The sequence below is a fragment of the Deinococcus yavapaiensis KR-236 genome, from assembly GCF_003217515.1.
GTDB classification, from domain to species: domain Bacteria; phylum Deinococcota; class Deinococci; order Deinococcales; family Deinococcaceae; genus Deinococcus_A; species Deinococcus_A yavapaiensis.
On the sequence record NZ_QJSX01000018.1, the window covers coordinates 65,621 to 92,401 of the forward strand.

General features: G+C 63.7%; 32 protein-coding genes and 1 pseudogene. 17 read left to right on the forward strand and 16 right to left on the reverse strand.

Annotated features, from left to right (window positions below):
• Positions 1–19: 19 nt before the first annotated feature.
• From DES52_RS18950 to DES52_RS18960, 3 genes are all read left to right on the forward strand, one after another.
• A complete protein-coding gene (locus DES52_RS18950) occupies positions 20–805 on the forward strand; it encodes a CPBP family intramembrane glutamic endopeptidase (protein WP_110888407.1) in 786 nt (261 codons plus the stop codon).
• Between the two features lie 269 nt (positions 806–1,074).
• Positions 1,075–1,857 carry a CPBP family intramembrane glutamic endopeptidase gene (locus DES52_RS18955; RefSeq protein WP_110888408.1) on the forward strand — a complete coding sequence of 261 codons (783 nt, stop codon included), beginning with the start codon at positions 1,075–1,077 and terminating at the stop codon, positions 1,855–1,857.
• A gap of 400 nt (positions 1,858–2,257) precedes the next feature.
• Positions 2,258–2,521 (forward strand): cold-shock protein, encoded by a 264-nt coding sequence (locus tag DES52_RS18960; protein WP_110888249.1) that lies wholly within the window; start codon positions 2,258–2,260, stop codon positions 2,519–2,521.
• 575 nt (positions 2,522–3,096) lie between these two features.
• On the opposite strand, the gene DES52_RS18965 is transcribed toward DES52_RS18960, so the two are convergent.
• The 3 genes and pseudogenes from DES52_RS18965 to DES52_RS18980 form a co-directional block, all read right to left on the reverse strand.
• A complete protein-coding gene (locus tag DES52_RS18965; RefSeq protein ID WP_110888409.1) occupies positions 3,097–3,693 on the reverse strand; it encodes a dihydrofolate reductase family protein in 597 nt (198 codons plus the stop codon).
• Between the two features lie 501 nt (positions 3,694–4,194).
• Positions 4,195–4,653: a hypothetical protein gene (locus tag DES52_RS18975; protein WP_110888411.1), complete on the reverse strand. Its 459-nt coding sequence runs from the start codon at positions 4,651–4,653 to the stop codon at positions 4,195–4,197.
• A gap of 157 nt (positions 4,654–4,810) precedes the next feature.
• Positions 4,811–5,140 (reverse strand): annotated as a pseudogene (locus DES52_RS18980) (transposase); the annotation flags it as partial.
• Between the two features lie 244 nt (positions 5,141–5,384).
• Here DES52_RS18980 and DES52_RS18985 point away from each other — a divergent pair.
• The 3 genes from DES52_RS18985 to DES52_RS18995 all read left to right on the forward strand — a co-directional run bounded on the left by DES52_RS18985 (position 5,385) and on the right by DES52_RS18995 (position 6,833).
• Positions 5,385–5,843 carry a MarR family winged helix-turn-helix transcriptional regulator gene (locus DES52_RS18985; protein ID WP_281268588.1) on the forward strand — a complete coding sequence of 153 codons (459 nt, stop codon included), beginning with the start codon at positions 5,385–5,387 and terminating at the stop codon, positions 5,841–5,843.
• On the forward strand, positions 5,840–6,190 hold the full coding sequence (locus DES52_RS18990; protein ID WP_110888414.1) for a hypothetical protein: 351 nt from the start codon (positions 5,840–5,842) through the stop codon (positions 6,188–6,190). Before DES52_RS18985 ends, DES52_RS18990 begins: the two co-directional genes overlap by 4 nt.
• Before the next feature lie 163 nt (positions 6,191–6,353).
• A complete protein-coding gene (locus DES52_RS18995; RefSeq protein WP_110888415.1) occupies positions 6,354–6,833 on the forward strand; it encodes a DinB family protein in 480 nt (159 codons plus the stop codon).
• Here the strand turns inward: DES52_RS18995 and DES52_RS23560 are convergent.
• On the reverse strand, positions 6,818–7,384 hold the full coding sequence (locus tag DES52_RS23560; protein WP_245901151.1) for a transposase: 567 nt from the start codon (positions 7,382–7,384) through the stop codon (positions 6,818–6,820). The genes DES52_RS18995 and DES52_RS23560 overlap by 16 nt on opposite strands.
• Positions 7,385–7,836: 452 nt before the next feature.
• Entirely contained in the window at positions 7,837–8,412 is a 576-nt protein-coding gene (locus DES52_RS19005) for a PaaI family thioesterase (protein WP_110888417.1), read from the reverse strand.
• A 273-nt stretch (positions 8,413–8,685) separates the two neighbouring features.
• Here DES52_RS19005 and DES52_RS19010 point away from each other — a divergent pair, with 273 nt between their 5' ends.
• The gene (locus DES52_RS19010) at positions 8,686–9,294 is read left to right on the forward strand and encodes a TetR/AcrR family transcriptional regulator (protein WP_110888418.1); all 609 of its coding nucleotides are present in this window, start codon (positions 8,686–8,688) and stop codon (positions 9,292–9,294) included.
• A gap of 203 nt (positions 9,295–9,497) precedes the next feature.
• Here DES52_RS19010 and DES52_RS19015 read toward each other — a convergent pair whose 3' ends face one another.
• The 5 genes from DES52_RS19015 to DES52_RS22655 are packed head-to-tail and all read right to left on the reverse strand — an operon-like array spanning position 9,498 to position 11,651.
• Positions 9,498–9,809 (reverse strand): hypothetical protein, encoded by a 312-nt coding sequence (locus DES52_RS19015; protein WP_110888419.1) that lies wholly within the window; start codon positions 9,807–9,809, stop codon positions 9,498–9,500.
• Positions 9,810–9,833: 24 nt separating this feature from the next.
• On the reverse strand, positions 9,834–10,220 hold the full coding sequence (locus DES52_RS19020; RefSeq protein WP_110888420.1) for a hypothetical protein: 387 nt from the start codon (positions 10,218–10,220) through the stop codon (positions 9,834–9,836).
• On the reverse strand, positions 10,217–10,558 hold the full coding sequence (locus tag DES52_RS19025; protein ID WP_110888421.1) for a hypothetical protein: 342 nt from the start codon (positions 10,556–10,558) through the stop codon (positions 10,217–10,219). Before DES52_RS19025 ends, DES52_RS19020 begins: the two co-directional genes overlap by 4 nt.
• Positions 10,555–11,046 carry a hypothetical protein gene (locus DES52_RS19030; RefSeq protein ID WP_110888422.1) on the reverse strand — a complete coding sequence of 164 codons (492 nt, stop codon included), beginning with the start codon at positions 11,044–11,046 and terminating at the stop codon, positions 10,555–10,557. Before DES52_RS19030 ends, DES52_RS19025 begins: the two co-directional genes overlap by 4 nt.
• Positions 11,043–11,651: an AfsR/SARP family transcriptional regulator gene (locus DES52_RS22655; RefSeq protein WP_146237386.1), complete on the reverse strand. Its 609-nt coding sequence runs from the start codon at positions 11,649–11,651 to the stop codon at positions 11,043–11,045. Before DES52_RS22655 ends, DES52_RS19030 begins: the two co-directional genes overlap by 4 nt.
• Positions 11,652–11,842: 191 nt before the next feature.
• Between DES52_RS22655 and DES52_RS19040 the strand changes: the two genes are divergently transcribed.
• The 3 genes from DES52_RS19040 (at position 11,843) to DES52_RS23790 (ending at position 13,716) form a co-directional block, all read left to right on the forward strand.
• The gene (locus DES52_RS19040; protein ID WP_110888424.1) at positions 11,843–12,157 is read left to right on the forward strand and encodes a MazG nucleotide pyrophosphohydrolase domain-containing protein; all 315 of its coding nucleotides are present in this window, start codon (positions 11,843–11,845) and stop codon (positions 12,155–12,157) included.
• A gap of 399 nt (positions 12,158–12,556) precedes the next feature.
• The gene (locus tag DES52_RS23165) at positions 12,557–13,009 is read left to right on the forward strand and encodes a DUF6194 family protein (RefSeq protein ID WP_170131174.1); all 453 of its coding nucleotides are present in this window, start codon (positions 12,557–12,559) and stop codon (positions 13,007–13,009) included.
• A 155-nt stretch (positions 13,010–13,164) separates the two neighbouring features.
• A complete protein-coding gene (locus DES52_RS23790) occupies positions 13,165–13,716 on the forward strand; it encodes a transposase (protein ID WP_425451134.1) in 552 nt (183 codons plus the stop codon).
• A gap of 330 nt (positions 13,717–14,046) precedes the next feature.
• Here DES52_RS23790 and DES52_RS19050 read toward each other — a convergent pair whose 3' ends face one another.
• Positions 14,047–14,505 carry a hypothetical protein gene (locus DES52_RS19050; RefSeq protein ID WP_110888426.1) on the reverse strand — a complete coding sequence of 153 codons (459 nt, stop codon included), beginning with the start codon at positions 14,503–14,505 and terminating at the stop codon, positions 14,047–14,049.
• A gap of 214 nt (positions 14,506–14,719) precedes the next feature.
• Between DES52_RS19050 and DES52_RS19055 the strand changes: the two genes are divergently transcribed.
• The 3 genes from DES52_RS19055 (at position 14,720) to DES52_RS19065 (ending at position 18,208) form a co-directional block, all read left to right on the forward strand.
• Positions 14,720–15,439: an IS256 family transposase gene (locus DES52_RS19055; protein ID WP_110888427.1), complete on the forward strand. Its 720-nt coding sequence runs from the start codon at positions 14,720–14,722 to the stop codon at positions 15,437–15,439.
• Between the two features lie 215 nt (positions 15,440–15,654).
• Positions 15,655–16,170, forward strand: coding sequence for a hypothetical protein (locus DES52_RS19060; RefSeq protein ID WP_110888428.1), 516 nt, complete (start codon positions 15,655–15,657; stop codon positions 16,168–16,170).
• Between the two features lie 106 nt (positions 16,171–16,276).
• Positions 16,277–18,208, forward strand: a complete 1,932-nt coding sequence (locus DES52_RS19065) for a hypothetical protein (protein WP_110888429.1) — start codon at positions 16,277–16,279, stop codon at positions 18,206–18,208.
• Between the two features lie 45 nt (positions 18,209–18,253).
• Here DES52_RS19065 and DES52_RS19070 read toward each other — a convergent pair whose 3' ends face one another.
• Positions 18,254–20,638 carry an ATP-binding protein gene (locus DES52_RS19070; protein ID WP_110888430.1) on the reverse strand — a complete coding sequence of 795 codons (2,385 nt, stop codon included), beginning with the start codon at positions 20,636–20,638 and terminating at the stop codon, positions 18,254–18,256.
• A 227-nt stretch (positions 20,639–20,865) separates the two neighbouring features.
• On the opposite strand from DES52_RS19070, the gene DES52_RS19075 reads away from it, so the two are divergent.
• The gene (locus tag DES52_RS19075; protein WP_110888431.1) at positions 20,866–21,816 is read left to right on the forward strand and encodes an aminoglycoside phosphotransferase family protein; all 951 of its coding nucleotides are present in this window, start codon (positions 20,866–20,868) and stop codon (positions 21,814–21,816) included.
• A gap of 913 nt (positions 21,817–22,729) precedes the next feature.
• On the opposite strand, the gene DES52_RS23335 is transcribed toward DES52_RS19075, so the two are convergent.
• On the reverse strand, positions 22,730–22,996 hold the full coding sequence (locus DES52_RS23335) for a zinc-binding dehydrogenase (RefSeq protein ID WP_211317965.1): 267 nt from the start codon (positions 22,994–22,996) through the stop codon (positions 22,730–22,732).
• Between the two features lie 58 nt (positions 22,997–23,054).
• Here DES52_RS23335 and DES52_RS23340 point away from each other — a divergent pair, with 58 nt between their 5' ends.
• Positions 23,055–23,249: a hypothetical protein gene (locus DES52_RS23340; RefSeq protein WP_211317966.1), complete on the forward strand. Its 195-nt coding sequence runs from the start codon at positions 23,055–23,057 to the stop codon at positions 23,247–23,249.
• A 94-nt stretch (positions 23,250–23,343) separates the two neighbouring features.
• Here the strand turns inward: DES52_RS23340 and DES52_RS19085 are convergent, their stop codons facing one another.
• The 3 genes from DES52_RS19085 to DES52_RS19095 form a co-directional block, all read right to left on the reverse strand.
• Complete coding sequence (locus tag DES52_RS19085) at positions 23,344–24,174, reverse strand: SDR family NAD(P)-dependent oxidoreductase (RefSeq protein WP_110888432.1); 831 nt, start codon at positions 24,172–24,174, stop codon at positions 23,344–23,346.
• Positions 24,175–24,239: 65 nt separating this feature from the next.
• Positions 24,240–25,046, reverse strand: a complete 807-nt coding sequence (locus tag DES52_RS19090; RefSeq protein WP_110888433.1) for an SDR family oxidoreductase — start codon at positions 25,044–25,046, stop codon at positions 24,240–24,242.
• A gap of 90 nt (positions 25,047–25,136) precedes the next feature.
• Positions 25,137–25,736 (reverse strand): TetR/AcrR family transcriptional regulator, encoded by a 600-nt coding sequence (locus DES52_RS19095; RefSeq protein WP_170131176.1) that lies wholly within the window; start codon positions 25,734–25,736, stop codon positions 25,137–25,139.
• 334 nt (positions 25,737–26,070) lie between these two features.
• Between DES52_RS19095 and DES52_RS19100 the strand changes: the two genes are divergently transcribed.
• Both DES52_RS19100 and DES52_RS19105 read left to right on the forward strand, forming a co-directional pair.
• A complete protein-coding gene (locus tag DES52_RS19100) occupies positions 26,071–26,322 on the forward strand; it encodes an AbrB/MazE/SpoVT family DNA-binding domain-containing protein (protein WP_110888435.1) in 252 nt (83 codons plus the stop codon).
• Positions 26,322–26,699 carry a PIN domain-containing protein gene (locus tag DES52_RS19105; protein WP_110888436.1) on the forward strand — a complete coding sequence of 126 codons (378 nt, stop codon included), beginning with the start codon at positions 26,322–26,324 and terminating at the stop codon, positions 26,697–26,699. The genes DES52_RS19100 and DES52_RS19105 overlap by 1 nt, the downstream gene beginning before the upstream one ends.
• The last annotated feature ends 82 nt before the right edge of the window (positions 26,700–26,781 follow it).

Consider the following 26,781-nt stretch of genomic DNA (forward strand, 5'->3'; position numbering starts at 1 on the left):
CCTGAAAGGATCTCCCCACATGACATCCCCTTCCTCTCCTCGTGGTTCTGCCCGTCGTTTTCTCATCGCTCCGTTCACCACCTTGTTCCCCCTCGGCCTTCTCGGCGTGGCGTCGGTGCTGCCGACCTTGCCCGCCCTGCTCACGCCATTGATCGAGCGCATGCCCACCGCGCCTTCCCTGGCCGTGCTGATGGCAGCTTCCACCGCGCAACTCACCGTCCTCACCGCCCTCGGCGTGCTCGCGGGGGCGTTCGCAGCGCACCGCGTCGGATTCACCAGTCGAATCGTCGAACGGGACGTGCGTGCCTTGAAGCGCGACGTACGAAGCGCCGTGCTGCCCGGCTTGCTGACCGGCGCGATCGTCGTCGGACTGGATGTCCTCACCGCCCCCTTGATGGGCGAGGCGTGGACGAACGCCGTGGCCGACCAGCAGCGAACGATGCTGACCACCTTGAGCGGCCTGCTGTACGGAGGTATCACGGAGGAACTCCAGATGCGCTGGGGTCTCGTGTCGCTTGTCACGCTCGGCTTGTGGAAGCTCCTCGCTCGTCGGACACCTCGCCCACCTGCGAAGCTGACGTTGCTGGCCGTGGTGCTCATCGCGGTGCTGTTCGGCATCGGGCACCTTGGAGCGGCGGCCGCCCTCGTTCCACTCACCCCTTCGATCGTGGCGCGCACCGTCGTCATCAACGCTCTCGCCGGCGTGGTGTTCGGGTGGCTCTTCACCCGTCGATCCTTGGAAAGTGCGATGGTCGCGCACGCCCTGTCACACGTCGCGATTTCCGTGCTCGCATTCGTTTTGTGACGCGGCACGCCCCGCTTGCCTGAAAAACGCGGTCGAGCATCCCCAGCGTCCCTGTGAAGACTTCAACGCGCTGCCCGTAAGGATCGCTCGAGTTCTCGCTCGTGAAATCCCGCCTGTCGAAGTGCGACTGGTTCAGTCGGGCACGCGGCCGGCGGTGGGTGAACGAGCTTCGGCGCCCCCGTGAAGAGTGAAATCACTGCATACGCTCCGACCACCACGACCTTCCGCCAATTTCAATCGCTGCCCAGCTGGGCACGTGAAAGGACGCCATGCCTTCCCGCACGAACTTCAAGCCCGCCAATCCCGCTCGCTTCGCATTGCTCGTCATGCTCATCCTCGAGGTCGTCCTCCTCGTTCTCCTCGGCGCCGCCAAGCTCTTCTTGCCGAGCGTGCCGCTGCTCGCCCTCGACCTGCCGGTCTTGCTTGTCAATGCCGTCGTGGCCGCCGTGCTGCTGACGCGGTTGGGGTGGTGGCGCGTCGCCGGCTTCCGGAGCTTGGAGCGTCCTCGCGACCTGCTGCTGCTCACCCTTCCCTTGGCCCTCCTCGTTGTTCCCGCGCTGCTGATCGGCGTCGACGTTCCACCGCTCGGCAAGGCGCTGGCGCTGCTCGTCGTGACCTTCTTGATCGCCTTTCAGGAAGAAGCCATCTTTCGCGGGGTGCTGCTGCACGGCTTGATGCCCTTGGGGATGACGCGGGCCGTGTTCGGATCCGCCCTGCTGTTCGGCGTGATTCATGCCAACTCGCTGCTGGTCGGGCGTGACCCGGCGTTCGTTGCCGTTCAAGTCATCGCGTCGATATTGGGAGGAATCGGGTCGGCAGCGTTGCGCTTGCGGTTCGGTTCGATCTGGCCGCTCATCGCCCTGCACGCGGTCAATGACTTCCTTCAGTTCAGCGCGTCACAAGGACTGGCAGTGGAGCGGGCGGCACCGGTCCTGCTGATCGTGAAGCTCGGCGTCGCCTCGATGATGGCCTTGTACGGCCTCTTCTTGCTGCACGGCATCGATGTTCGATCGCGTTCCGGCCGGGCGATGAGCGCGACCGCCCAGCCGTGATCTTGGTGAAGTCTCGTGCTTGATCTTCGGTTCCCCTCGATCTCCAAGGCTCGAGTCATGCTCGAGCCTTGGAGACCGAGACCCCGAAGGATGGCGGAAGGCTGCCCGGACAGCGAGAGCGTCGTGGTCGCTCGTCCCGTACGATGACGTTGGATCGGCGTTAGAAAAGTGCGTGATTAACTTGGCTGCCGAGGGCAAACGCTTCGCTGGCGTATCAAGCAAGGGCCGCACGGTTCCAAGATCGAGATGTGGTGCGAGAACCTTTGTAAGCTCACCCTGTTTGGTACGACGTCAAAACAAGTAGACTGACGAAGTAGTTTTCCAATGTACGCAGTGAATAAGCGGCGCACGAAGAAATTCTTCGTGCGCCGCTTCGTCGTTGGAATACGAGGAGTACAACATGGCTTCAGGTACAGTGAAATGGTTCAACGCGGACAAAGGCTTCGGATTCATCCAAACGGAAGGCAGCCCTGACGTCTTCGCGCACTTCAGCGCGATTCAAGGTTCGGGTTACAAGAAGCTCAACGAAGGTGACGAAGTTGACTTCGAAGTGGAAGCCGGTCAGCGTGGCAAAGGCCCGCAAGCCAAAGGCATCGTCGTGACCAAGGCCGCGCCCGTCCCTGAGGACGGCGACCGTCCCCAGCGTCGCGACGACCGCTGGTAAGTCCCTTCAATGCCCGAGAGGACCCACTCGGGTCCTCTTTCTTATTCCTCAGCGTCCTCGTGGAGTTGCTCCCACTGTGCGTCGTTGCCGAGAAGAAGGGCGACAATCACAGAGGTGACGGGCATGGGAACACGAACGACGCGGAGTTCAAGCACAAGGCTGTCGAGCGAGCTCGGCGAGAAGGCCATGCCCGAGTGTCAGGCATGGATCGCTTCACTCTGCAGAACTGAGGGACGGCGGACGAGAAGCACGGAGCCGTAGCCCTGGAGAGCGCGTTCCAGACGATGCCCTCCCGGAGCACGTTGCTGATCCTGGCGAGGGCGGCACGAGGACAGGCGAACGGCCCCCTTTGGATCTGGACGCGACAGGCAGGAGGGGCTGTACGAAGTGCCAAAGGCGGTCGGGAGCTAAGGCTTCGACCGTCCAACTACGCTTCCTCGAGGTCATGAAACACGCTCTTAGAAGCTGTTTCACAGCCGACACCGGCTCGTCTTCGACGAACTGGCGTCATCGTCCAGTTCGAGGCGACCGTGGCGATGTGCACGTGTGCCCGAAGGCAAGTCGACCAGGACTCGTCAAGAAGGATCCTGCGGGCCAAGGTTGCCTTCCCCCCTCAACACTCGGTAGGTCACGTGTATGGCGTGCTGAGATTCGACGATTCGCACGCGTTCCAGACGCGTGATCTCCGCGGCTCGTTCAAACAAGCGCAGACCACCGCCGAGCAACACCGGAGCCACGTGCAACTGGAGTTCGTCGAGGAGTCCAGCACTCATGAACTGCTGCGCGGTCTGCGCCCCCCCCGCCACGCAGACGTCCTTTTCGCCAGCCGCCACGCGCGCCAACTGCAAGGCATGTTGAATCCCGCCCGTGACGAAGATGAACGTGGCTCCACCGCGCTCCACCGTGGGAAGCGGCGTGTGCGTCAGGATAAAGTGCGGCACTCGGTATTCCGTGTCGAAACCGTCGGGGGCGCTGCCGAAGGCCGTGTGCCCCAAGATCATCGCGCCCATCCGGTCGAGCAACTCGCGTTTGATTCCATCGGCCGCGCCTTGCTCGGCGAAGTACCAGTCGTGCAGGCCGCCATCCTCACCGTTGGGTCCGCTGAGGTAGCCATCGAGGGAGATGGCCACATCAAGGAAGACTCGCGGGCGTGTCGGCACGTCGTGGGACATGGGTTCCTCCTAACCAGATCGTGAGGCTACTCGACGGCTTGCGGAAGCACAGCGCGCCGTCCGAGACGGCTCGTTTAAGAATGAGCTTCGAGAAGAATGGGGAGCTGAACAAGGTCAGTATGGCATCCGTGAGCTTCGTAACGAGGGTGATGCTCCGCAAGGTCGAGGGCTGCATGGCTATTGGCGCCATAGCCCCTCTCGGACCGAGCGAGTGGAGACGTGGCCGTTCCGCGCTGAGCGTGATCCGGCTGGCCGTGAAGCATCCTCTCAGTGGAGCTGCTGCAGAGGAGACAACGCGTCGTTGCGATTCATGAGGCGGCTGGCCAAGACGTCACCTGACCCCTCGTCGTCTTGAGCATCACGAACTTCGACCCTGCCGCTTGCATTTGTTCTGATGCGCCAATGCGTACCGACGCTGGCTTGCTTCCAAGGCAAGAGGGAGCAAGCGGGAACGACGTCGTTCCCGCTTGCTCCTTGGAGGAGGCATGAAGAAATCTCGCGTCACTCCAGGTTGTTCGTCACCACCACGTTCGCTTGCACGTCCACGCTCTGGCCCCTCTGCGTGTTCTTAAGGGTTAGCGTCACTGGGTACACGCCGTTGCCTTGCCACCCGTCGCTGTACGCGATCACGTCCACGCGCAGCATGCCGTCCTGCAGAGCGGTCGACGCGATGGAGGTGGCGTTCAGGTCAAAGGACACGCCTTGCACCGCGCTCGTGACCGCCGTGAGTTGCACGCGGCCACTCTCGTCCGTGCCGGAGACGTCGTCGAAGCCCAGCAGACTGGCGGGCATGAAGAGGCTGGTGGTGACGCCGTTTTGATTGGCGTTCACGGTGGCGACGTTGCTGTAGTAGCCTTGCGCGTCGTACGTGGCGACGTACGACAAGACGCTCGACGCCGAGGCGAGGCTGGTGGTGAGGGTGAGGGCGGACAGGGCGAGCGTGCGGATCGTGCGGGTCATGGGGAGTTTCCTTGGCGAAGCGGTCTCGCTTCTGATGGAGACAGTGTCGCTTTGCCGTGTTCAAGCGCCGCGTACAAGATGTTCACGACTCGCGTAGAACTGCACGAGGCATTCAAGCCTCTGGGCGTGTCAATCGAAATGTGGACCCTTCGGGTCGTCATAGAACGGGTATCCGATCAGCAAACAGAATCGCGAAGTGATTCGACGCGGCTTTCCAATTCAAGACGGGCATCGTCCAACGTTTCGTGATGCTCCGCAAGCCCAAGAACATCAGCTTGAACACGGCCTCGTCGCTCGGAAACGCTCCTCGCCCCTTGACGAGCTTACGCAACGAAAAATTCAAGCTCTCAATCGTGTTCGTCGTGTAGATGGCTTTCCTGATGTCCGGCCGATAGGCGAACGGTGGCGTCACACGACTCCAATTCCGACCCCACGTCGCGCTCATCGACGGGTAGCGATCATCCCATTTCGCAGCATACGGACGCAACCTTCGAAGACCAGTTCTGGGCCGGTCGTGCGCGGCGTCAACTCTCCCAATCCCGGCACTGGAAGTAATCTTGATGCCTTCGCTGATTCATTATCGGGCGGGCCAGGTGTTCCGGACGCGGATGACCACTTAAATTGACAGCACGCTGTCAATTTAGTAGGCTGCGGTTGTGGGGCCCCACCAAGCGCCAAAAGACCTCTGGACTCAGTTCGCACTGAGCATTTTCCGCGTCAACGGACTCATCGTGCAGGCTGGTGAAACAATTACGAAGTCGATCGGTCAGAGCAGCGCACGCTGGCAGGTCCTGGGAAGCGTGCATGAGCCGCAAACCGTCGCGGACATCGCCCGCCACCTCGGTCTCGCACGCCAAAGCGTGCAACGCGTCGCCGACGCCCTGGAAGACGAGGGACTTGTCGTCAGCAGCCCGCATCCGACGGACAAACGAACCAAGTTTCTCTCGCTCACGCCTCAAGGGCGGAACGTCTTGTCGGCCATCTATTCACGTCAAGTCCTCTGGTCGCAGCGCCTGCTGCAACGACTGGACACAGATCAAGTCGCGCTTGTGACGTCCATGCTCAATTCGATCGGAGACATCATCCACGCCGAGACCGACCTCGTCTTCGTAGACGAGACAGACGGGAAGGCGAGGACTGCCCCACCCGCCACGGATGCAAGCACCACCAAAAAAGGAAGTGGAACGTGAGACGATACATCGTGTTGTACCAGGCGCCTCTGACCGTGGCAGAACGATTCGCGCAAGCGACACCCGAAGAGGCGATGAAAGGCGTCCAACTGTGGAGACGCTGGATGGACACGCTGGGTGACGCACTGCTCGATCCCGGAAGACCCATTGGCAACGCGATCACCCTCACGAAGTCGGGCAGCGTGGAGCGTCGAAGCAACGTGGTCGGAATGTCCATCCTGAACGCGAGCTCGATGGAGCAAGCTTGCCAGATGGTGAGTGGGCACCATCATCTCGATTGGGCCGACGAGTGCGAGATCACCGTGCTCGAGGAGATGCCGATCCCGGAGTTGGAAGCCGGCAAGTAACCACCGCGCAGAGGCGGAGCAGGCAGGTCGTCCGCTGCGCCTCTGTTCGCCTTCGAACCGGTCGTCGTCCTCGAAGACCCTCCGCTTCACGTCGCCACGCCGTCACCAAGCACGTCACGGCTTGACGGGAAATGCCCGTACGCTGAACCACGGAGGCGAACCCATGCGACCGACTCAAGCACCCCTGCTCACCCCCGATACGCTGTACCAGCACCTGCGTGGCCACCGACGCCTCACCCGCCGAACCATCGAGGCGTTCCCGGACGATCAGCTGTTCACCTTCCGACCGGCGCCACCCATGCGTTCCTTCGGCGACCTCATGCGAGAAGTCATCGACATGGTCACGCCGACCATGCGCGGCCTGACAAGCGGCGAATTCACGTGGTCGCCACCTCGACACGGCAGCAGCAAAACCGAGCTTTTGGCCGAATGGGACGAAGCGGACGCCGAACTCGACAAGGTGTGGCCGTCGCTCCATCCCGAGCACTTCACGACCGAGGCGTCCTGGTTCGGGCTGCCGCCGTCGTCCGGACTGAACAAGGTGCTGTACCTGATCGACAACGAGGTGCATCACCGCGCGCAAGGCTACGTGTACCTGCGGCTGCTCGGCATCGAACCGCCCCCCTTCTACGAACGCGGTTGAACGAGGACCTCGAAGCCCTGCTCGCCGACGTCCTCGAGGCATGGTCCACCCATAACGGCATCCACCTGTACCGATTGTGTCAAGTTGTTGACTTTCAAGACGCGGAGGGAGATGGGAAGGCGAGCGAGCTGACGTTCAGCTCGCTCGCTGCAGCGTTTCTTGCCACGTCTTGAAGGCGGCGATTGCATGGTGACGTTGGCATGTGGGAACGGTGGAGCGGGCTGGATGGAGAAGATTCGCGAGCCGGGCATGGAGGGCGAGTAGCCTCGAGAACCACCGGCTTCCGACGTCCGCGCCGTTTGGCTGTCGGCGATCGCGGCGCTCGGCGTGGACTTCCGCCGGAGACGCATTCGAAGCAGTTCGCGGAGCTTCGTGTGCGGCTGCTCCCACACGTCGCTCAGTCGCCAGATGCGGTGGTCGTGGTAGACGGTTTGCCACGGTGGCAGATCGTGCGGCATGAGCACCAAGAAGATCACGTCGAGGAGTTCGCGGTTGGACCACTTTCGAGGGCGACCAGTGGGCGGTTCGGGCGGCGATAGGGCTTCGAGGATGTTTCACTTGGCGTCGGTGAGGTCATTGGGGTATGAACGTCGCGGCTCGGTAGCGGCTCCTCGACCTCATCGTGCCGCCCACTCGGGAGCATCGAGAACAACGTCCTACACGCTTTTAGACGCCTCTAAAAGAGCAGCCGACATCGGGATGTGTACGAATCACCTCCCGGTCGTCGTGCTGTTTATGCTGCTCCTGCTCGCTCTCGCCTGTCTCGTCGTAGATAGTGTGTTCGCTCAGCCGATCATCGTTTGGAGGACCTGGGCCAGGGCGTGGCTCTCCTCGTGATGATTGCTTGGATCGAAGCGCACAACCTTAAAAAAGGAGGTGTTTCGTCGAAAACGAAACACCTCCTCTCCTCTCGGCGGCCAGGAAGGCGAGCAGTACGCTCGGCAAGGTACCTGAGCGACCATTGACTCCCGGGCTTGTTCGCTGAGCGGGGCAAGGGACATGGTCAGGTCTCTTTCCTCTGCGGACGCAGGATCAGGCAGGTGGTTGTGGCGTGAGCAAACAGCCGGTCCCGGGCATCCAGCAGCTTTGCCTGTGCGGTGGCGACCTGCCGTGACACACTTAGCACCTCGCCGACGGCGCGAACCTCCCCCATGCCGACGAGCAGGGGGCGGACGTAATTCACCTTGAGTTCGAGGGTGGTATAGCCTACGCCAGCGGGGAGCCGCGTATGAATCGCGCAGCCAAGCGCAGAATCGAGCAGCGTCGCGTATACCCCGCCGTGGACGCTTCCGATGGGGTTGTAATGGAACTCTTGTGGGATCATACGGAAGGTCACCCGGCCGTCCTCGATGTCCTCCTCGCGCGCCAGGGAGAAGTCGAGGCTCGCCGCGATGGGTGGACCCGGGAAGTCCCCGCGCACGATCGCGCGCAGGTAGTCGAGTCCGCTGAGGTGCCGCGCCGCTTCGGCGCCGACCAGAGGATCTTCCCAGGTGTAGGTGCGAACGCGTGCCTCCTGGTGGGGTTCGTCTCGCATGGAAGTGGCCGGTGAGGCAGGATTTGGCGAAGTGCGGTCGGTCATTCGGGCTCCTTACGGTGCTCTGGCGAGAGGGAACCGTGGCTGTGGTGGACCTTGGGGATGCGGTCCTCAAGGACAATCTCCTTTATATGACATGTATCATATAAAGGACGTAGGTATTGCCGCCCCCAAGCCCAGTCGCCAGGACAAACCGTTTTCTCTCAAAGTCGATCTCTCTCACGCTGGTCAGGCGACCCACGAGGAGCATCATGCTGTTCGATCATTCCATCCAAAGATCGTCCGCGCTGCCCGCTGCCCGCACGCGGGTGACTTGAGATGGCCCGCTATGGAAGTGCGCATGCCCGAGAGACGCGCGAGAAGATCCTGACCGCAGCGGCCCTGGCCTTCAAAGCAGATGGCTTCAACACCGTCGGCATCGGGCGGTTGATGGGAAAGGCAGGGCTCACCCACGGCGGGTTCTACGTCCACTTCGGCAGCAAAGATGCCCTCGTTCAGGAGGCGCTGGTGCGCAGCCTCGAGGAGACCTCCAGCACCCTCCTACAAGCTGCTGAGCAGACGCCTCCGTATGGCCTGGGCGGCGTGATCCGCAGCTATGTCAGCCGTCAGCACCGCGATCACGCTAAAACAGAGGGAAGCTGCGTGTTGCCGACCCTCGCCGCCGAGGTCGCCCGGCAGACCCCCGAGGTCCGGCAGGCCTTCACCGCGACCTTTACAAGGCTGATCGAAGACCTGACCGCCCTCTCACGGGCTGAGAACTCGGCGGCGCGTCGGGCGGAGGTACTCCCCCTCCTCCCGGGCATGGTGGGGGCCGTCATGCTGTCCTGCGCCGTGTCCGACCCCGAACTCAGCGACGCCATCCTCAAGACCACCCGGGAGAGCCTCATGCGACAGGTCATTCCCGGAAACACCCATGACGGCGGTTGACCCGATCGACGCGCTGAGACGGGGCCTTGCGATCAAGCGTCAACTCAGCCCGTACTGAAGTGAAAGGGAGACAGGAAGGGTGAAGTCGTTCGACTTCCTTGGGGCGCTTCCTGGCACTTACCTGCCAGTCCAGGTATGCGCCGGATTGACAGCGGGGCTCTTTCAACTTTACGCGGAGATGAGCACTGTCAGAACGCGCGGCGCTACGAGCGGGACGGAGTGGGCGGCGAACCGAACACCACGCGCCACGCACGCTCAAGCGAGTCATGGTCGTGCACGAGCTGCGGGGCGCCGAACGCCATCGCCGCGACCGTCAAGGCGCTCGCGGCGTTCGACCACGGGGTGGTGAGGGCGTTTTCGTCGTCCTGCACTTCGAAGGCGGCGTCGCCCGCGCACCGCTCGGCGGCTTTGCGTGCCTGATCTTGAATGACGGAGAAGCCCATGCCGATCGGGGAGGAAGCGCCATCACCACCTAAGAACAACAGCGGGTCCCCGAGGCACGCGTCCTCGTGCATGCTTTGGTCGGCGAGCCAGCGACGTCACGGTCTCCTGAGGCAGCGTGCCTTGCAGGGCGTGCGTCGTCGGCTCGTCAAGGGACGACGCCGCGTGAATGAAATTGACGACCGCTTGCCCGTGCGGACGACCGGGAGTTCCTCAATGACGTCCACGGCGAATGCGCGCGTGTGCCGAGCGGGTTGCAGGAGCCCTCGATTCGCATCTTCGAAAGCGTCGCGTTCCGCGTCGTCGCGCGGTTCGACGATGCGCACGCGCCACAACCGTCCCGGCCACGGCGTGACGAGGACATTCGAGAGCGCGTGGTGAACGACGATCGAAGGTGGCGTTCGTTGCGGCGGCTCCACGCGCGCACTTGGTCGCGCATCCTGCCAGCGAGCGTCGTTCGCTTCCCACACGAAGCCTTCGGTCATGGTCGGCCGAATTCCACACCGCGCACGCGCAGCCCGAGAGGTGTGCGTGTGACGACGACCGTGACGGCCTCGCTGTACACAAAACCGGCGATGGGCACGTACACGAGGGCGACGTCATCCTCTTCTCGGTCAGGCCACTCGGTGAGGATCACGTCCGCACCCAGGATCTCGCCTTCCCAGTCGAGGGGCACGAAGGTCTCGAAGCCGCGCTGCAAGTCTTCGATGGTCGTTATTGCGGCGTCGCTTGGGGCGAGCAGGGCGCGCGCGTCCTCGTACCGGCGTGCGAGGAGCGCCTGCCCGAAGGCGAGCGCGACGTCTTGCGCCTCGTACAACGTCATGAACGGCTCGCTTCGTAGCGTCGCGCGGCCGCGCGAGCGAGCGCCCAGCCCGACAAGAGAGGCAGTGGCGCGAGCGACAGCGATGCGAGCTCCCTGCAAGTCAAGCCGCGCGCCTGCGCGCGAAAGGAGGCGGCGCACAGCACACGTGCGAGCAACACCTCGTCGCGCCGTGTGAGAGCGCGCGGCAAGCGCGCTCTCAGTGCGGCCGAATCCTCATTCGGCGCGAACTCTTCAAGTGCAGCCGCGCGACACGGCGCGCTTGCGCGCGACCACCACGCACGCGCTTCGAACGGCGCGTCCACGTTCGCGAGCGCCGCCGGAAGGCGCGCGGCTTCTTCCGGGCAGCTCGGGCACGCGCGCACGCGCGGCGCGCCAACACCGCTCTCACCAAGCGCGACTTCGGCGCGCGGCACCTCATGGCCGCACGCGAGCACCACGCGCTCGCCGCGAAGGCCGAGCACGCGAACGTGGGCGGTAAGATGCGTCACATCAGCAGTGTAACGCCGCGCAAATGCTCATCACGCCTGTCAAGATTCTTCGGCGCCAGGCGGTGAAGTCGAGCGACGTCAACTCGGGCATGCGGGCATGCCGAGCGAGACGAGGGCCGTTCGATGCGGCGTAACAAGCGGCCGGAGTTGCGTATACGCGCATACTGCGCCATCATTAAATTATCAGCGGCCGAAAAGGCCGCTTTTTCGTTACGACGTCCACTTGAAGCGGCAGCTTGCTCTCGCCAATTGATGAGCTGGCGTACCGAACGCTGCAGCAAGCGCTCTCGTTGAAGATGCACCCAATCTTCGAACTCCGCCAATTCATCGAAAGCCACTCCTTCGAGAAACGTACACTTCGGCACCAGTTCCGGAGGGGTGTCTCCGGCCGACGACGCTTGAACGTCCGTCCAAACCGCAGGCTTCAAGGCCAGGGTTTCCTTGCCTTGGACAAGCTCATCGCGCGACATCGAAGCGACGCGGCGAAGAAGGTGAACCAAGTTGTTTCGGCCGACACGGTCGGACGAGGCAGGCCAAAAGAGAGCTGCCAACCGCGCACGCGGCGCGGACCCCTCCACGGCCAGATAGGCGAGCAAGGCGAGCATGGTCCCCTCGCACCGAAGCTGTTGTCCATCTGGACGATGTAACGCCGGAGGGCTGAATACCTGGAACGTCCAGCGTTGACCGGGTCTCATGCCCCTTTACCCTATCAGTCGTAGGGGATCAACTTGCTGGCGTACGAGCTTGTTTCACGGCCTCAGGTGAACACCGACTCGTACCTCCTTATTGTGTCGGCATGCCAAGCGATCCTCAACGCCATATCTATGACTTTGTCCGTTCTCACGGCCTCGTGGCCGATCCCACCGCTCGGCTCCTCGACCTTGCCTCCGAAGTGGGTGAGGTTGCAAAAGAGCTGTTGAAGGCGACGCACTACGGCGTCGCGCCTTTCACGCCGAGTGCCGCGTGGGCCGAGGAGCTGGGCGACGTGTACTTCAGCCTCCTTTGCCTCGCAGATGCCACGGATGTAGATCTCGACGAGGCGCTGGACCGCGTTCTTGCCAAGTATGCCCACCGTCTCGCTGAGCGTGGTGACGCTTCGTCCGGTCGTTGATCGGCTCAACGACCGCTTCGTCGCACGTGCAAGCTGCTACCGCAAAGCCATGAAACAAGCTCTTGGGTCGGTCCCTGCAATTATTGACAACTGCGAACGTGACGCGGGTGGGGTGGTCATTCGACCGTCGAAATGGCAGGGCGGGAACGCCAACGCTTCCTGCTCGACGTTGCTTGGCAGGCTCGACATCGATTTGTAAAGAAGAAGTGAACAACTCGCTCCGCGTTTTCCTCAGGGTTCACATGCACCCTTGAAGGGCGAGCGCGTTCCAAACAACGCCGCCTGTGTGACATCCCACCCGCAGCAATTCACCTTCCGGAACCTTCCCTCCTCTAGAAGGGAAAGGGTTCGTGCTGCACTCGGTCGCCGCGCGTTGTTCCTCTCGCCCAAGGAGTCCACATGAACGAAGCAGACGTCGTGACCGCCATCACCCGCCAGCACGTGCATCACCTCGAACACGAGGGCCAGCACTACTTCTTTTTCGATCCGGGAGCGGGATTCGAGGTGGACAAGCGGTTGCCATTCGCCACGATCGTCACCAGCGACGCCATCGATGAGGCATCGAACCTCGATCGGATGGGCGTCTACCGCCTGAACGTCGGCGTGTCACGCGCGACGTACGAGCAACTGTTCGGTCCGCCTCCCCCCGCGACGCGCGACATGCCTGTTCTAAACACCGGGTACGACTACAAAGCCCTCGATCAACTCATGCCGCACCCGATCTACGCGCCGCTGGGGTGGGTGTGCGTCCTGAACCCGAGCGCCACGACGTTTCAGACGGTTCGGCCGTTGCTGCACGAGGCGTGGTCCATGGCCGAGCGGCGCTTCCAAGCCCGCAACGAACGCCCTTGAACTCGACGTGGAACGGCGGGCGTGCGTCTCTTGCCCGCCCTGGGAGGGGTCGGTGCAGCGAGGGAGGCTCCGCTGACACCAGGTCGTGTAGGCCGAGGGGCGCGGCGCGCCAAGAGTCGATCTCGTTTTGCGCTGTGCGAGAAGAAATCACCGACGTGCAATGGGCGCACCTCGAACCACTTCTGCCCAAACAGCAAGGCAACGGTCGCCCGTACGGCAATCATCACCTCATCGTCAGCGGGATCGTGTGGGTTCTACGCACAGGCGCACCTTGGCGGGATGCTCCGGAGTGCTTCGGCGAGTGGACGACCGTCTACTGCCGCTTCCGTCGCTGGATCGCTCGGGGCGTGTGGCAACGCATCTTCCAAGCACTACGTCGGACCGCCGACGAGGAAGGCCGCTTGGACTGGTCGAAGCACTTCGGGACGGCGCCGTTGTTCGAGCGCATGTCAGTGAGATGGACAGCAAGGCGAAGCGTTGGGGCGATCACGGGGCGGGTTCAGCACCAAGATTCACTTGCGAGCCAGCAGCAACGGCAAGCCGTTCGCATTCGTTCTCAGTGGCGGAGAGCAGCACGAAGCGGCGTTCTTCGACGAGTTGATGCAGCAAGGCGCGGTTCGTCGAGGCGGGAAGTCGTCGCCACGCCGAACTTCGCGGCTCGGCAAGTGGGCTACATGCCGAGCGCGGCGCTGGTCTTCGGCGTATGAATGCCGAGCGCAGCGATCACTGAAGCGACGTTCCTCACGCCTCAGTGCGAAGCTGAACGGCAAGGTGTTTCGACCGGCCTCGACGAAGACGTGAGCTCAGCGTAGCGGCCCCACGGCTGGTCGACCGGAAGGCCATGAAAAAAGCTCGGAAGACGCGATCTGACGTGCGCGGCATTCAGGAAAGCGACATGAACAAAGACAGCAACGCGCGTCAGGAAGCTGATGCGCGTTGCTGTTGTCCTTTCCGTGTCACTGCGGTGCGACGGGTCGTTTCGAGAACGTCAGGTCACCGCGTCAGTCAGGGCACTGACCGAGTGATGGACGCTCGGGTTACAACTGTTGGTCTTGCTGACTTTGCACCGAGGTTTGGTTTTGCTGCATGGACGGATCGCAATCGCCACCTTGACCGTTGCCGCCTCTTCCATGACGACCTTCTCCGTCGTGGAAGAGATTGGCTTGCGCGTTTTGCAAGGTGGAGATGCGCGTGCCGAACGGCGTGGTGATCGACACGTGCGTCGTGCCTTTCGGGGCGTTCGCGAACGCGTTACTCGAATTCTGGGTAGCACGCGACTGCGGCTGAATGGTTTCGGTGGACAGGAGCTTGCCGCCGTTGAGAGGATCGCCCGCGTAGTACTTCACGGTGAGCGCGGGACGTTGCATGGTCGACGGCGCGGACTGCTGCGTCTGCGGCGTGGTCGTGGCAGGAGCGACTTTGGTGGATTGGGCGGCGGCGAAGGTGACGCCGACGAGAAGGGTGGCGACGACGGGCACGAAGATGTTTTTTTTCATATCGATTCTCCTTGTGAAGCAGGTGGTTCGTCCACCTGGCGTGAGTGTGCAGCGAGGCCATGTAGAAGTCGGGTAAAGTCTGTTCAAAACTTTCGCACGCCTCGTCATGTAGGGAAACCGCCTGGAAAGACGTAGACCACGCTTGGAACAAGAGGCTTGAGGGTGTACAAGGAAATGTGGACTCGTCGGGTCGATGTGAAAGTAGGAGGTACGTATGACGACCGACCACGGCCCCATCGACCCTCGCCTCGTCGACGAACTCATCTGCGGCTACGAGAAGCCCGAAGACTTACTCGGCGAAGGCGGCTTACTGCGCCAACTCACAAAAGCGGTGCTGGAACGCGCCTTGCAAGTGGAAATGACGACGCACCTCGGTCACGCGCGTTACGAACCCGTCGGCAATGCCAGCGGCAACACACGAAACGGGCGAAGCACGAAGACGGTGCAAAGCGACGTCGGACCGATTGACTTGGACGTACCGAGAGATCGCGAAGGAACGTTCGAGCCCAAGATCGTCGCGAAGCGCGCAACGCGCCTCAAGGACCTCGACGCTCGCATCGTCGCCTTGTACGCCCGCGGTATGTCAACGCGCGACATCCAAGCGCACTTGCACGAAATGTACGGCGTGGAAGTCAGCGCAGCCTTGATTTCCAACGTCACCGACGCCGTACTCGACAAAGTCACCGCGTGGCAGAACCGACCGCTCGACGCGCTCTACCCGATTCTGTACCTCGACTGCTTGCACCTGAAGGCCAAGGACAACGGCCGTGTCAAAACGAAAGCCGTGTACGTCGCAATCGGCGTGAACCTCGAAGGTATCAAGGACGTGCTGGGTTTGTGGATCAGCGACCACGAGGGGGCGAAGTTCTGGCTGGGCGTGCTGACCGAGCTCAAGAACCGAGGCGTGCAGGACGTCTTCATCGCCCTTCCATAGAACGTGAGTTCGGCGCCGATGCCGCTCGTGACATCGGCGCCGAGGACATCACCCCCACAGTTGTGGGGGTGTTTTCATTTGCCCTGGCTCCCCCAACTCGACGATGCGCCGACCGCACCCCCTCACCTACCTTGGTCTCATCAGCCCCGGCCCAGCAACCAGGGTCAGCACCGACAAGCCCAGCACTTACGCCCAATTCCCAAAGGAGCACCGCCATGGAGAACAAGACCAACAAGACGAGCAAGACCACCCTCAGCCTCGCCATCGCCCTGGGCCTCCTCTCAAGCGCCAGCTTCGCCGCTCCTGCCTCGATCCCCACCGCCCTCGTCGGCAGCTGGGTCTACAGCCAGGGCTCGAGCACGACCTACGTCAACACCGCCACCGGAGCCACGAGCGATCCCGGCGGCATCGCTTTGTACTACCAGTTCAACGCCGACGGCACCTACGGCTACGCCTACCGCGAGTCGGTGACGAACTACAACTGCACGACGACCTTCACCGTGTACAAGGCCGGCAGGCTCCAGGTGAACGGGAACAAGCTGGTGTTGCAGCCGACGCAGGGACAAGCGACGTATATCGCCACCTGCAGTCCGAGCTTGAACTCGGATCGAGCGTTGCGCTCGGACGAGCTCAGGGACGATCCCTACACCTGGAGCCTCGCCAAGGACAACGGAGGCCTGGTGCTCACCACGCCAAGTGGTGCGACCGGAACCTTGCGCCCCTGGAAGTAAGCCCTTGGCCGGCTAAGCATCTTGAGTCCACGAGTCCTCCCGACAGATAGGCAAGGCAGGCCAGAACACGACACGCCAACAAAACGTGCCGACAAGGAGCCCCAAAATGCAAACCCGCCCGCGCTTCCTCCCCGCCCTCGGCCTCGCAGCCCTCCTCACCCTCCTCGGCGCCTGTGGCTCGAGCTCGACGCCGAACGCTCAGGGAAGCGGCAGTCCGCCTCCCTCCTCCGGACCCTCCGAAGTGCAAGGGCTCGTCGAGCGCCTGCACATGGCCAGCACGAGCGACGGGCGCACCCAAGCTCTCAAGGCCGCCATGAACGCGTTGAGGATCGGCGTCTACACGCCCGAGGGCAAGGCGGTGGTGGTCGGCGCCGAGCGCGACGCCAAGGACTTCTACCTCTATGACCTCGAACTCAACCTCCTCGCCGAGAGTTACGCTCGCGGCGACACTTACACGCTCGGGCAGGTCGCTACATCCGTGAACCAGCTCGGCCTCTTCGAGGGCGACCGCGAGGTGACGCCGCAGGAACTGCAGACGGCCCTGCGCGCCGCGACAAGGTCGGCGGTTGAGCATCCCGACGACCCGGCCTCGCTCGGCCCGCTCATGGTGCGCGGGCTTGGCCTTGAGCACAAGGAGCCCTTCGATACCCTCGAGGACGTGCCGCTCGAGAAAATCCGCCTTGACGCTTTGCAGCGCTTCCTGGTCATGGCCGAGGTCACCCTGCCCGCCTTCGCCCAGGCCGGTCCGCTCCAAGGCGTCACACACTTGAGCGCGCTCTCGAGCAACGTCTTTCGGAGCGCCGCGACGAGCTCGAGCCCCTGCGAGGACCTCGGCACGGTCACGTCCAAGGGCGGGCCGTGGACGATGGGCAAGTGGTTCCTCGGCAACCTGCCGGCCCTCAAGAACGTCAACCTCCTCAGCAAGGCGCTCCTGGTCACAATTGACATGTGGCACGGCATGATCATGGCGGCGACGATCTCGGTGGACAAGATCTCGGGCGACGGCCAGGCAACGCGCTACGGCGGCCCGCCGATCGATTTCAAGATCCGCGTCTTCAACCACTTCCAGCATCCGGAAACGATGGTGAAGTGCGGCTGGCTCCTCGGCGTCGAGTTCCCGGCTTACGGCGGCCTCAAGGGCGTCACGGTGGCCTGGCTCAACCTCATCGGCAACCTCCGCGACCACGGCACCCTCAACTGCGGCAACACGATCTGCACGAGCGAGACGGACGCGAACGGCTACGCGAGCGTCGTGTTCACGCCGAAGCCTGAACTCAACGCCGTCGGGGAGATGGTCACCGAGCGGGGCACCCTTGGCGCGGACGCCTTCGTGCAGCTCAAGCTCAAGAACACGCTCGGCGCCATCTCGAACCTGATCTTCCCGGCCGGCGCCCTCATGGACTGGTTCGTGCTCCACCGTCAGGCTCCCGGCTGGTCCGGCACGGTGACCGTGAAGCAGGTGCTCAAGGACTCGTACTCGCAAACGAACAACGGGCTCGAGGGAAGCGGTTCTCGCCAGTGGCAGACCATCACCACCTACCACCTCTTCACCGACCCGGCCACCGGCGACATCAAGGCGACCGCCGAGACGAGCCTCTCGCGCTTGACCGAGGACCGCCAGCACAGCAGGCCGACCGATCGCTGCTTCAAGGGCGCCAACGGGGGAAGCGGGTACAACGTGACGACCGATTACACTCGTACCTCCATCACCCACGAGGACGGCGAGGCGGGCGTGACGGCCCTTGCCGGTCTGAGCATCTCGAACAAGGGCGATTACCGCATCAATGTTGGGGCGGGCGACTTGATGACCAGCGGGACGACGACCACCAAGGTCGTCTGGACGGGGCACTGCAAGGCGAGCGACGACGTGAACACGACGACGACCGAGCCCGTACCCGGCGGCTTGCCGAGCGGCGGCGGCGGCATCACCGGAACGGCTCCGGCCGACGCGAAGCACCTGTCGGGGAGCAAGACCGAGACCTCGCCCGACGGCAAGACCACGACCACCTACACCTGGAACCTCAATCGAGCGAACTGAGTCCTTCGACCCGAGCCTCGGCCTGGAATTAGGCCGAGGCTCGTCTTATGCCAGCCCCCGTTCGAGGGCGACGCGTGCCGCAGCCGTGCGGCTCGAGACACCGAGCTTGGAGAAGATGACGCGAACGTGGCCGGTCACGGTGAGGCGGGTGATGCCCAATTGCTCGCCGATCGCCGGGTTGCTGAGGCCGGACGCCAAGAGTTTTAGCACCTCCAGCTCGCGCGGCGTGAGGTCGGTTAGAAGATCATGGTGGGGAGCTGTGCCTGCGGCTTCAGGACGTCGAGCAGGCGGCGCAGCCAAGGCTGCCCGCGCGCGGGCGAGCGCAGCCAGACAAGCTTCTCGCCGTTGCGTGCTGCCCAAGCGGTCGAGTAAGCCGATGGCCTCCTCAAGCCTGGCCACCGCCTCGGCTGGTTCCCGGCGCTCGAGTGCCAGCAGGCCGGAACTGTGCAACAGGTGGACGCGCGCGAGAAGATCGTCTGCGCGCTCGGCGAATATAAAGCCCTCCTCCAAAAACGCTTGGCACGCTTGGAGATCACCCTCGCCCAGGGCGACCTCGGCCAGGTTCTGCAGAATGATCGCGATGTTGGAAAAGCTCCCGTAAGCGTTCTTCAGTACGAGCGCTTCTTCGAGCACTCGACGGGCTGCTGGTAGGTCGTTACGCTCGAGGTGCAGGGTGCCGAGGTTGCCCAGGGCCATCCCCTTCAGGTAGCCGTCGCCCACCGACTCAGCCAGGGCCACCGCCTCGGTGTAATGCTCTTCCGCCGCTTTCAGATCGTGGCTCCAGAGCATGACATTGGCCCAGCTCAGAAGGGCGCCGATAAGTTCATGGGCATCACCCAGCTCGCGCTTGATAGCCACGCACTCCTCCAGCAAGGGAAGGGCGGTCGCGAGATCACCGGAGTCCACGGCGAGATTTCCGAGGTTCTGCAAGGTGCCGGCGATTCCAAAGCGATCGTTGATCGCGCGGCGTATTTCTAGCGCCGCCTCGTAGAGGGAACGCGCGGATGCGTAGTTCCCCATCCGCCAGGCGAAGACACCGGCTGCGTTGAGAGCTCTCCCCCTCAAGGCCGGCTCGACCTCACCCGGCACGCTCAATGCCGCCTCGAGCCAGCGATGACCATCGGCAATGTAACCCCGCCCCTCCCAGAACCACCTCAGCGCCGTCGTCAGTCGTAATGCCAGTTCCGCCTGCCCCGTCTTGAGCGCCCACTCCAGCGCCGCCTCGGCGTTCCCTCGTTCCCGCTCGAGTCGCGCCAGCCACACCGGCCGCTCCAGCCCCGCCAGCCCCGCCACCGCCGCCTCGCTCATTCCCAGCACGTAAGCCGCGTGTCGCTCTCGCGCCTCGGAGAGTAATCCCTCCTTCTCGAGGCACAAGAGCGCGTACTCGCGCACCGTCTCGAGCAGGCCGAAGCGCGGCTCCTCGTCCGACGGCCCCTCAAGCCGGTTCACCAAGCTCTGCGCCACGAGCGACTCGAGGTTTGCCGCTTCCCCATCGCCCGCCTCCGCTTCGCCCGCCACGGCTTCGACCGCTGGCAAGCTGAAGCCTCCCACGAACACCCCGAGCTTCGCCAGCAAGGACCGCTCCGGCGGCGAAAGCAGCGAAAAGCTCCAGTCGAGTGTCGCCCGCAGCGTTCGTTGCCGCTCCGGCAAATCCCAGGCTCCCCCCGTGAGCACTGCCAGTCGCCGCTCAAGTCGCGCGAGCAGGGCGTCGGGCTGGAAGAGCCGCACCCGAGCGGCGGCAAGTTCGAGCGCCAGCGGCAGACCGTCGAGGCGGCAAACCACCTCGGCCACCGCCGAGACGTTGCTACTCGTGAGCGAGAACTCCGGCCTCACCGCTCGCGCTCGCTCCACGAAGAGCCGCACCGATCCCACGTCCTCGAGCCTTGATGGATCAAGTGGTGAGCGCGAATCCGGCAACTCCAGCGGGGCCAGGGGGAACTCGTGTTCGCCACGCAGTCTCAGGGGCGAGCGGCTGGTGACGAGCACCTTCACCCCAGGGCAGGCGGCGAGCAACTCCGCAACCAGTCCCGCCGCCTCAAGCAGGTGCTCGAAGTTATCGAGCACGAGGAGCATCCGTCGTTCTGCCAGACCGGCGAGCAGGCCGCGGCGATCGTCGAGCGGGTCGGGCTCGAGGCGGCAGGCGACGGCGATCGCTCCGGGCACGAGGGCTGGATTGCGTACCGTGGCCAGCGGCACGAACGCGACCTCGCTCAGGGCTTGATGTGATGGCTTGGCGAGGTCGGCCGGCTGCTGAACGATTTCGAGGGCGAGGCGGGTCTTGCCGACACCGCCGGGACCGGTGATTGTGACGAGGGCGACGTCGGGTCGCGTCAGCAGGGCGAGCAGGCCGGCGAGCGGGGCTTGTCGACCGATGAGCGGGGTGGGGGGAATGGGTGGACGAACCAGCGGGTTGAAACTGGCGTGGCTCACGGCTCCTCCATCACGATCGTGGAACTTATCTTAGCCCAGCTGGAGCCACCATTATCAACCAACTCCATCCCCTGGCCCGACCACTTCGCCAGCACGCACAGCTTCATCGCTGTACTCAACAGCATTGATAGGCTGTTTCATGACCTGTTTTCGGGGCGTTCGATGACGTCGAGAAGCACCAACAACAAGCTCGAAAGCTTGTTGCGATCGTGCTACGGTCGCAAGGGATGAGCGAGCCTCCTGCCGTCGAGGTGCAACCACACGTCCACGCCTACGCCGAAAGCCTCGGCACGTTCGGGATTCGTTGGCTCAGCACGCTGCCCGAACGCGTGGCGCGCGTCTGCCAACACTGGACCTTGCAGCGAGGTGACGTCCTCTCCGGCGGCAGTCGCTCCTACGTGTGCCGCGTCACCACGCCGAACGGACAGCGCGCCGTTCTCAAAGTCGCGCTGCCCGAAGCGACACTTCAAACGCAACTCCGAACCCTGATCGCCGCGAAGGGCAACGGGTACGTCCACGTGCTCGCTCACGACCTCGACGAGGGAGCGCTCCTCATGGAATCGCTCGCCACACCCGTCGGGAACGTGGAACACGACATTTCCCGCGTCCTGGACGTCACGACGCGGACGCTTCGTCAAGCGTGGCAAGTTCCGCGCGACGTCTTGGGTGCAGAGGCGACCCGGGGTGAGTACAAAGCCGCTGGGTTGCTGACGCTCCTTCAAGCGCTTGGCGTGCCGAACGCGGACGCCTCGTCGCAAGCGGCCGTGCGGCAAGCGATCGCGTACGCGCTCGACCGATTGGCAACGCATGACCCGACCCGTGACGTGGTCGTGCACGGCGACGCTCACGCGGGGAACTTGCTGCGCGTGGAGCACGCCCGTGCGGGCGCCGCCAGCGGGTACGTGCTGATCGACCCGGAAGGTTTTCTGTGCGAACCGGAGTACGACTTGGGCGTCGCCGTTCGGGCGTGGAATGAAGACTTGCTCGCCGCGACGAATCCCACGGCTCGACTTCGCGGGTGGTGCGAGCAGGTAGCGGAGGCGACGGACACGAACGTGGAGGCGATCTGGCAGTGGGCGTTCATCGAGCGCGTGACGACCGGCTTGTACTTGGCGCATCACGGCTTACCGTCGTTGGGCGCGCCTTTTTTAAGGGTGGCGGCACGACTCTTGGCTTGATGGATCCGTGACGGCCCCGTTCCGTCGGCTAAAGAGGCTCCATCGGGTGCGCCGCACGAAGCCCTTCCGGGCAGATTCATCGCGCCGATTCACGGTGTGCCTGCCGCTGCATGAGCACCACTATGAAGTAAAAGACGGGCGTGGTCACCTGGCAGGTCTTCACGCCTACGGCTTCATGTTGCGCTTGCAAGCACTCGAACAACAGCGAGGCGCATTCACCGGCAGCGATGCGCTTCAGATTCAGTGGCATGTCCGGGGCTGACGGAATCAGAGGCGGATGCACCGCCGCGCCTGCGAAAAAGGGTGCGCCCTCCGACGTGGGTCGAAGCGCTGCAGGAAGGTGACCTCGTCGCTTTACGGGGCGGTTTCACGGGCGCTGACCGTCGCGCGCAAGTGGTGGCGGTGCTGAACGTGCCCGACCGTTACGTGGGCGTTCGCAGGACAGCGGCGCGCGTGAATTGATATGGCTGCCCTTCTGATGGTCCAGGCCGATTCGTCATCGCGCTTGACGGTTGGTCGCTCGTTCCGTGGGCGCCGGATCTCGAACCGCTCCTTTTGCCGCCCGACGGCATCATCGATATTGATTTTCGAAGGAGCGGGTTGGCCTCTTCGAACTGACTTCAAGGATCCACGCGTACCGTGGGATCGTCGGCGTGGACGCCGAAGGCTGAGATCGGCGCCGCGTACGAGGACGTTCCGACGAGTTCTGCATTGCGTGATGAATACGACGGTTCAGACGTTAAAAACCGGTCGTCGCGGAAAAAGCTGCTTGTTGGAAGCCGAGAAGTACCACCGAACGCTGCACGCCCTGGAAAGTCAAGCCGACCATCCAAAGGGCATGGCCCTGACGAACGTCAGGGCCACCTGGTCATTCAAGGATGTCGAGCCTCGTAACGCCCCAGCCGCTCGCCCGTCAGTTGTCGAGGGTAACGACGAGCTTCCCGCTCGCACCACCCCTGGCCAGACGACCCAAGCCCTCGGCCGCCCGGTCGAGCGGCAGCACGTCGGACACGACGACCTTGAGCGTCCCAGCCGCCGCTTGCTCGGCCAGCGGCGCGAGAACGTCACGCGTCGGGCGGCTCATGACGGGCGTGCCCGTCACGCCGGCCGCGCTCAACATCGCTTCGTCCGGCAGTGCCGCGAGGCTCGAAATCCGGCCGCCACGGCGCACAGCGGCCACCGGGACACCCGCCGGGGTTGATCATCGCGTCCACCCCGTTCGGGTACGCAGCGCGAACTTGCTCGGCGACCGAACCGGCCGTGAAGTCGATGATTTTGGACGCGCCGAGCCCGATGAGGCGGGCGGCATCGCTGGCTTTGCCGGTCGCAACGACCGTCACGCCTCGCGCAGCGAGCAGTTGCACGACGAAGGAACCCACGCCGCCCGACGCGCCGTTGACGAGAACGGTTTGACCGGCTTGCGAACAACATGAACGGCGCCCCAAGCGATCGACGCCGGGTCGTCAAGACCTCCGGCGCCGATCACTGCGTTTTTGCGCCGTCTCGAGCGCTTCGCCAATTTGGTCGTCAGTCCGCTGTGAGCATCGCTTCGGACCGGTCCCAGAGTTGGCGCGCCAAGACCGGGTCGTTCGCCTGCGGGTTCGCCTTCCCGACTTTCAGCTGGTCCATGTACCCTCCGGAAGGGAAGTCTTGGTCCGGCGTGCCTTCCGCCAGGCGCACGAGGGTCTGCGCGCCGCGCTCCGGGCTGGACAAGATCAGGCGGCGCACGAAGGTGTGATAGATCAGGCGCAACGGCGTGTCCCGTCCACTGGAGAAGTTCGTGGCGATATTGCCGGGATGCACTGCCACCGCCGCCAACCCCTGATCGTGAAAGCGGCGATGCAGTTCGCGCACGTGTAGGATCTGGGCGAGCTTAGCGTTGCCGTACGCCCGCAAGGGCGCGTACCCTCGCTCGGCGTTGAGGTCGCTGATGTCGAACTTCGCAAAGCGCGAGTTGGCGATGCTGGAGGTGTTGATCACCGTGGCACGAGACGAGATCAGCGTGTCAAGCAGCCGCTCAGTGAGTAGAAACGGTGCGAGGTAGTTCACCTGGAACGTCATCTCGTGGCCGTCTCCCGTGACTTGCCGCCGCGCGCCGAAGACGCCACCCGCGTTGTTCACGAGCACGTCGATGCTCGGGGCGACTTCGCGCAGGTCGTCTGCGAGGGCGCGCACCTGCGCGAGGTTGGCGAAGTCGGCAAGGCGGTACTCGGCGTTCACTTCCCGAGCGACGATTTCGGTGCGGGCCTTCGAGCGGCCGACGAGGATCAGGCGATGGCCGTTCGCGGCGAGTTGACGGGCGGCAGCGGCGCCAATGCCGTCGCTGGCGCCGGTGAGGACGATGGTGCGTGGGGTCATACGAGGTCCTGCTTTCTCCCCTGACGGGACGTGAGGGTCGGCCGCATGGGCGGGGGAATGCTTCTTCAGGCGTTCCGAGAGACGTCCTCCCAGGCCTTCCAGGTCTGCACACGGCTCGCGTACACGCCCTGCGCGATGTCGAAGGCCTGCGCGCCGAACAGGATACGCAACGGCGGGTTCTCGCTGTCCACCACCTTCAGCAGCGCCTGCGCCGCCTGCTTCGCATCTCCGTAGGTCATCTGACCCGCCCTTTGCGCCATGGCCTGCCGGAACCCGTCGTACAGCGGGTTGGGCGTGGACCGCGTCGCGGAGCTGCCTGACCAGTCTGTGCCGTAGGAGCCGGGTTCCACGAGCGTCACCTTAATGCCCTGCCCGGCGACTTCCTGCGCGAGCGCCTCGCTCATGCCTTCGAGGGCCCACTTGGAAGCGTGGTAGATGCCCAAGCTCGGGAAAGCGCCGACGCCGCCGATGCTCGAAATCTGAACGATGTGCCCACGTCCCTGCGCGCGCATGATGGGCACGGCCGCTTGCGTCACCCACATCGCGCCGAACAGGTTCGTCTCCATTTGGGCGCGCGCTTCCTCCTCGGTGATTTCCTCGAAGAACCCGAAGTGGCCGTACCCGGCGTTGTTGACAACGACGTCGAGCGCCCCGAAGTGCGCGTGGGCTTGCTGCACGGCGGCGATATCGGCAGCGCGGTCGGTGACATCGAGATGCAAGGGCAGGAACGCGTCTCCGAAGGCACGCAGCCCTTCGAGGTCTTCCACTCGGCGGGCGGTACCGGCGACGCGGTCGCCGCGCTCCAGGGCGGCGCGAGCAAAGGCTTCTCCAAAACCGCGCGAAGCACCCGTGATGAACCAAACTTTCGACATGTAGACCTTCCTTCTCCCCGTGGCGGGGTGTGTGAGACGACGACCGGGGCGCGCGGCCCGGTCCGGCAGGTGAGCGGCGACATGCGCTGCTCAGGGGGAAGTAAGGAGGCCGCGTCCGACGCGGGCGAAGCCTCGATGGATCAAGTCGTGAAAGACGGCGAAGTCCTGGTTGAGGTTCCAACGGGCGAAGGCGGTGCTCATGGCGGTGAAGGCCACGCCCAGCAGAAAGGCGGCGTCCTCGGGGTCGTGACCTTGTGCGGCGAGGCGGGCGCGGAGCCAGTCGGTGAGGAAGGCGGTGAGGCGCGCGCTGGCGTCTTGACCGGCCGCCCCACGGACGGGAACGTCCTGTTGCAGCTGCTTCTGAAGTCGGAGCTTGGTTTCGTAGCCGCCTGTGTAGTCGAGGAAGAACGCTTCGAGCGACACCCATACGGCCTCGTCGGCGGGGCGTGAGGCCATGAAGGCCACCCAACGGTCGCGCTCTTCCGGGTCAGGATCGAAGAGGATGGCTTCCTTGGAGCGGAAGTAGTTGAAGAGAGTCGCGCGGGAGACGTCGGCGGCGTTGGCGATGTCGTCGAGGCTGACGTTGGCGTACCCGCGTTCAGCAATCAGCTGCAGGGCGGCGTGCCGGATGGCACGCCAGGTGTCGAGCTTCTTGCGCTCGCGTCGTCCAAGGGCCGTCTTTTCCTCCACGACTGCAATGTACTCCAAAACTTGGACGAGTACAAGTAAGTACTCGTCCAAAACATGAAAGGTGTCGGGCTCGATATTCAGTCATGGCCGAAGTCAGGCTAGAGGCGCTACTCGCACCAGATTCCCAGCGTCAAGAACCACAATTCGTGGCGGCCGCGCGCTGAAGTTCAGACCGCCTACGGGAGACGAGGCTGAGTTCGAGCGAGTGGTTGGGCCGCGTTTGCTGTGTTGTCAGCCTCGGAGAGAGCCGCTCGCTCATTACTTGCCCTAAGTCGAATTAGATCAGGTAAACACCAAAATGCAAAAGTCGGGCACGCTGCTATACGATGCTCCCATGACGGACCTCACCGTGCACGAAATAAAGATGACCGACCAAGGGCGCATCGTCGTGCCACAAAAACTTCGACGTGACCTCGACTTCGACGCGACCACCCGACTCGTGATGTACCGAGACGGCGACCGCCTCATCCTCGAACGCAAAGGCGACGCGCGCCAACGACTCAGCACACTTGCGACCCTGCTCGCGATCGACACCGACGATCAGGAGAGCGCTCCACATGACGTTTCAGGCGAGGTCGAGTCATAATGATCGTTCTCGACACAGAAACCTTGCGACGCTGGCTCAAAGGAACCCTCGACAGACACGACGCCGCGAGCGGTGACCACACCCTGACCATATCGACCATCGTCCTCACGGAATTGCTCGCACAACTCGTCACGGTCGGTGCGCGACCCACTCATGTCCTGCGCGACCTTCACATCGAGGGTCTGTCCGCCGTCGACTTCACCGCCGAAGACGCCGTCCGCATCGCCGAACTTCAAAGCGACCCGCGCGTTCGGGTCCTCTCCGTCGCGGATCAGGCCAGCCTCGCCCTCGCCGTTCGGCTTCGAGCGACCCTGGTCACCACGAATCCCGACTTGGCCGACCTGGATTTCGGCGTGCCCGTCCAGGTCGTCGCGTGACCCTCGACGTCTACCGCGGCGACCTCCTCGCGCGCGCCGCCACCTTCACGGCGTTGCACGACGACGAACTGCGCCGCCGCGC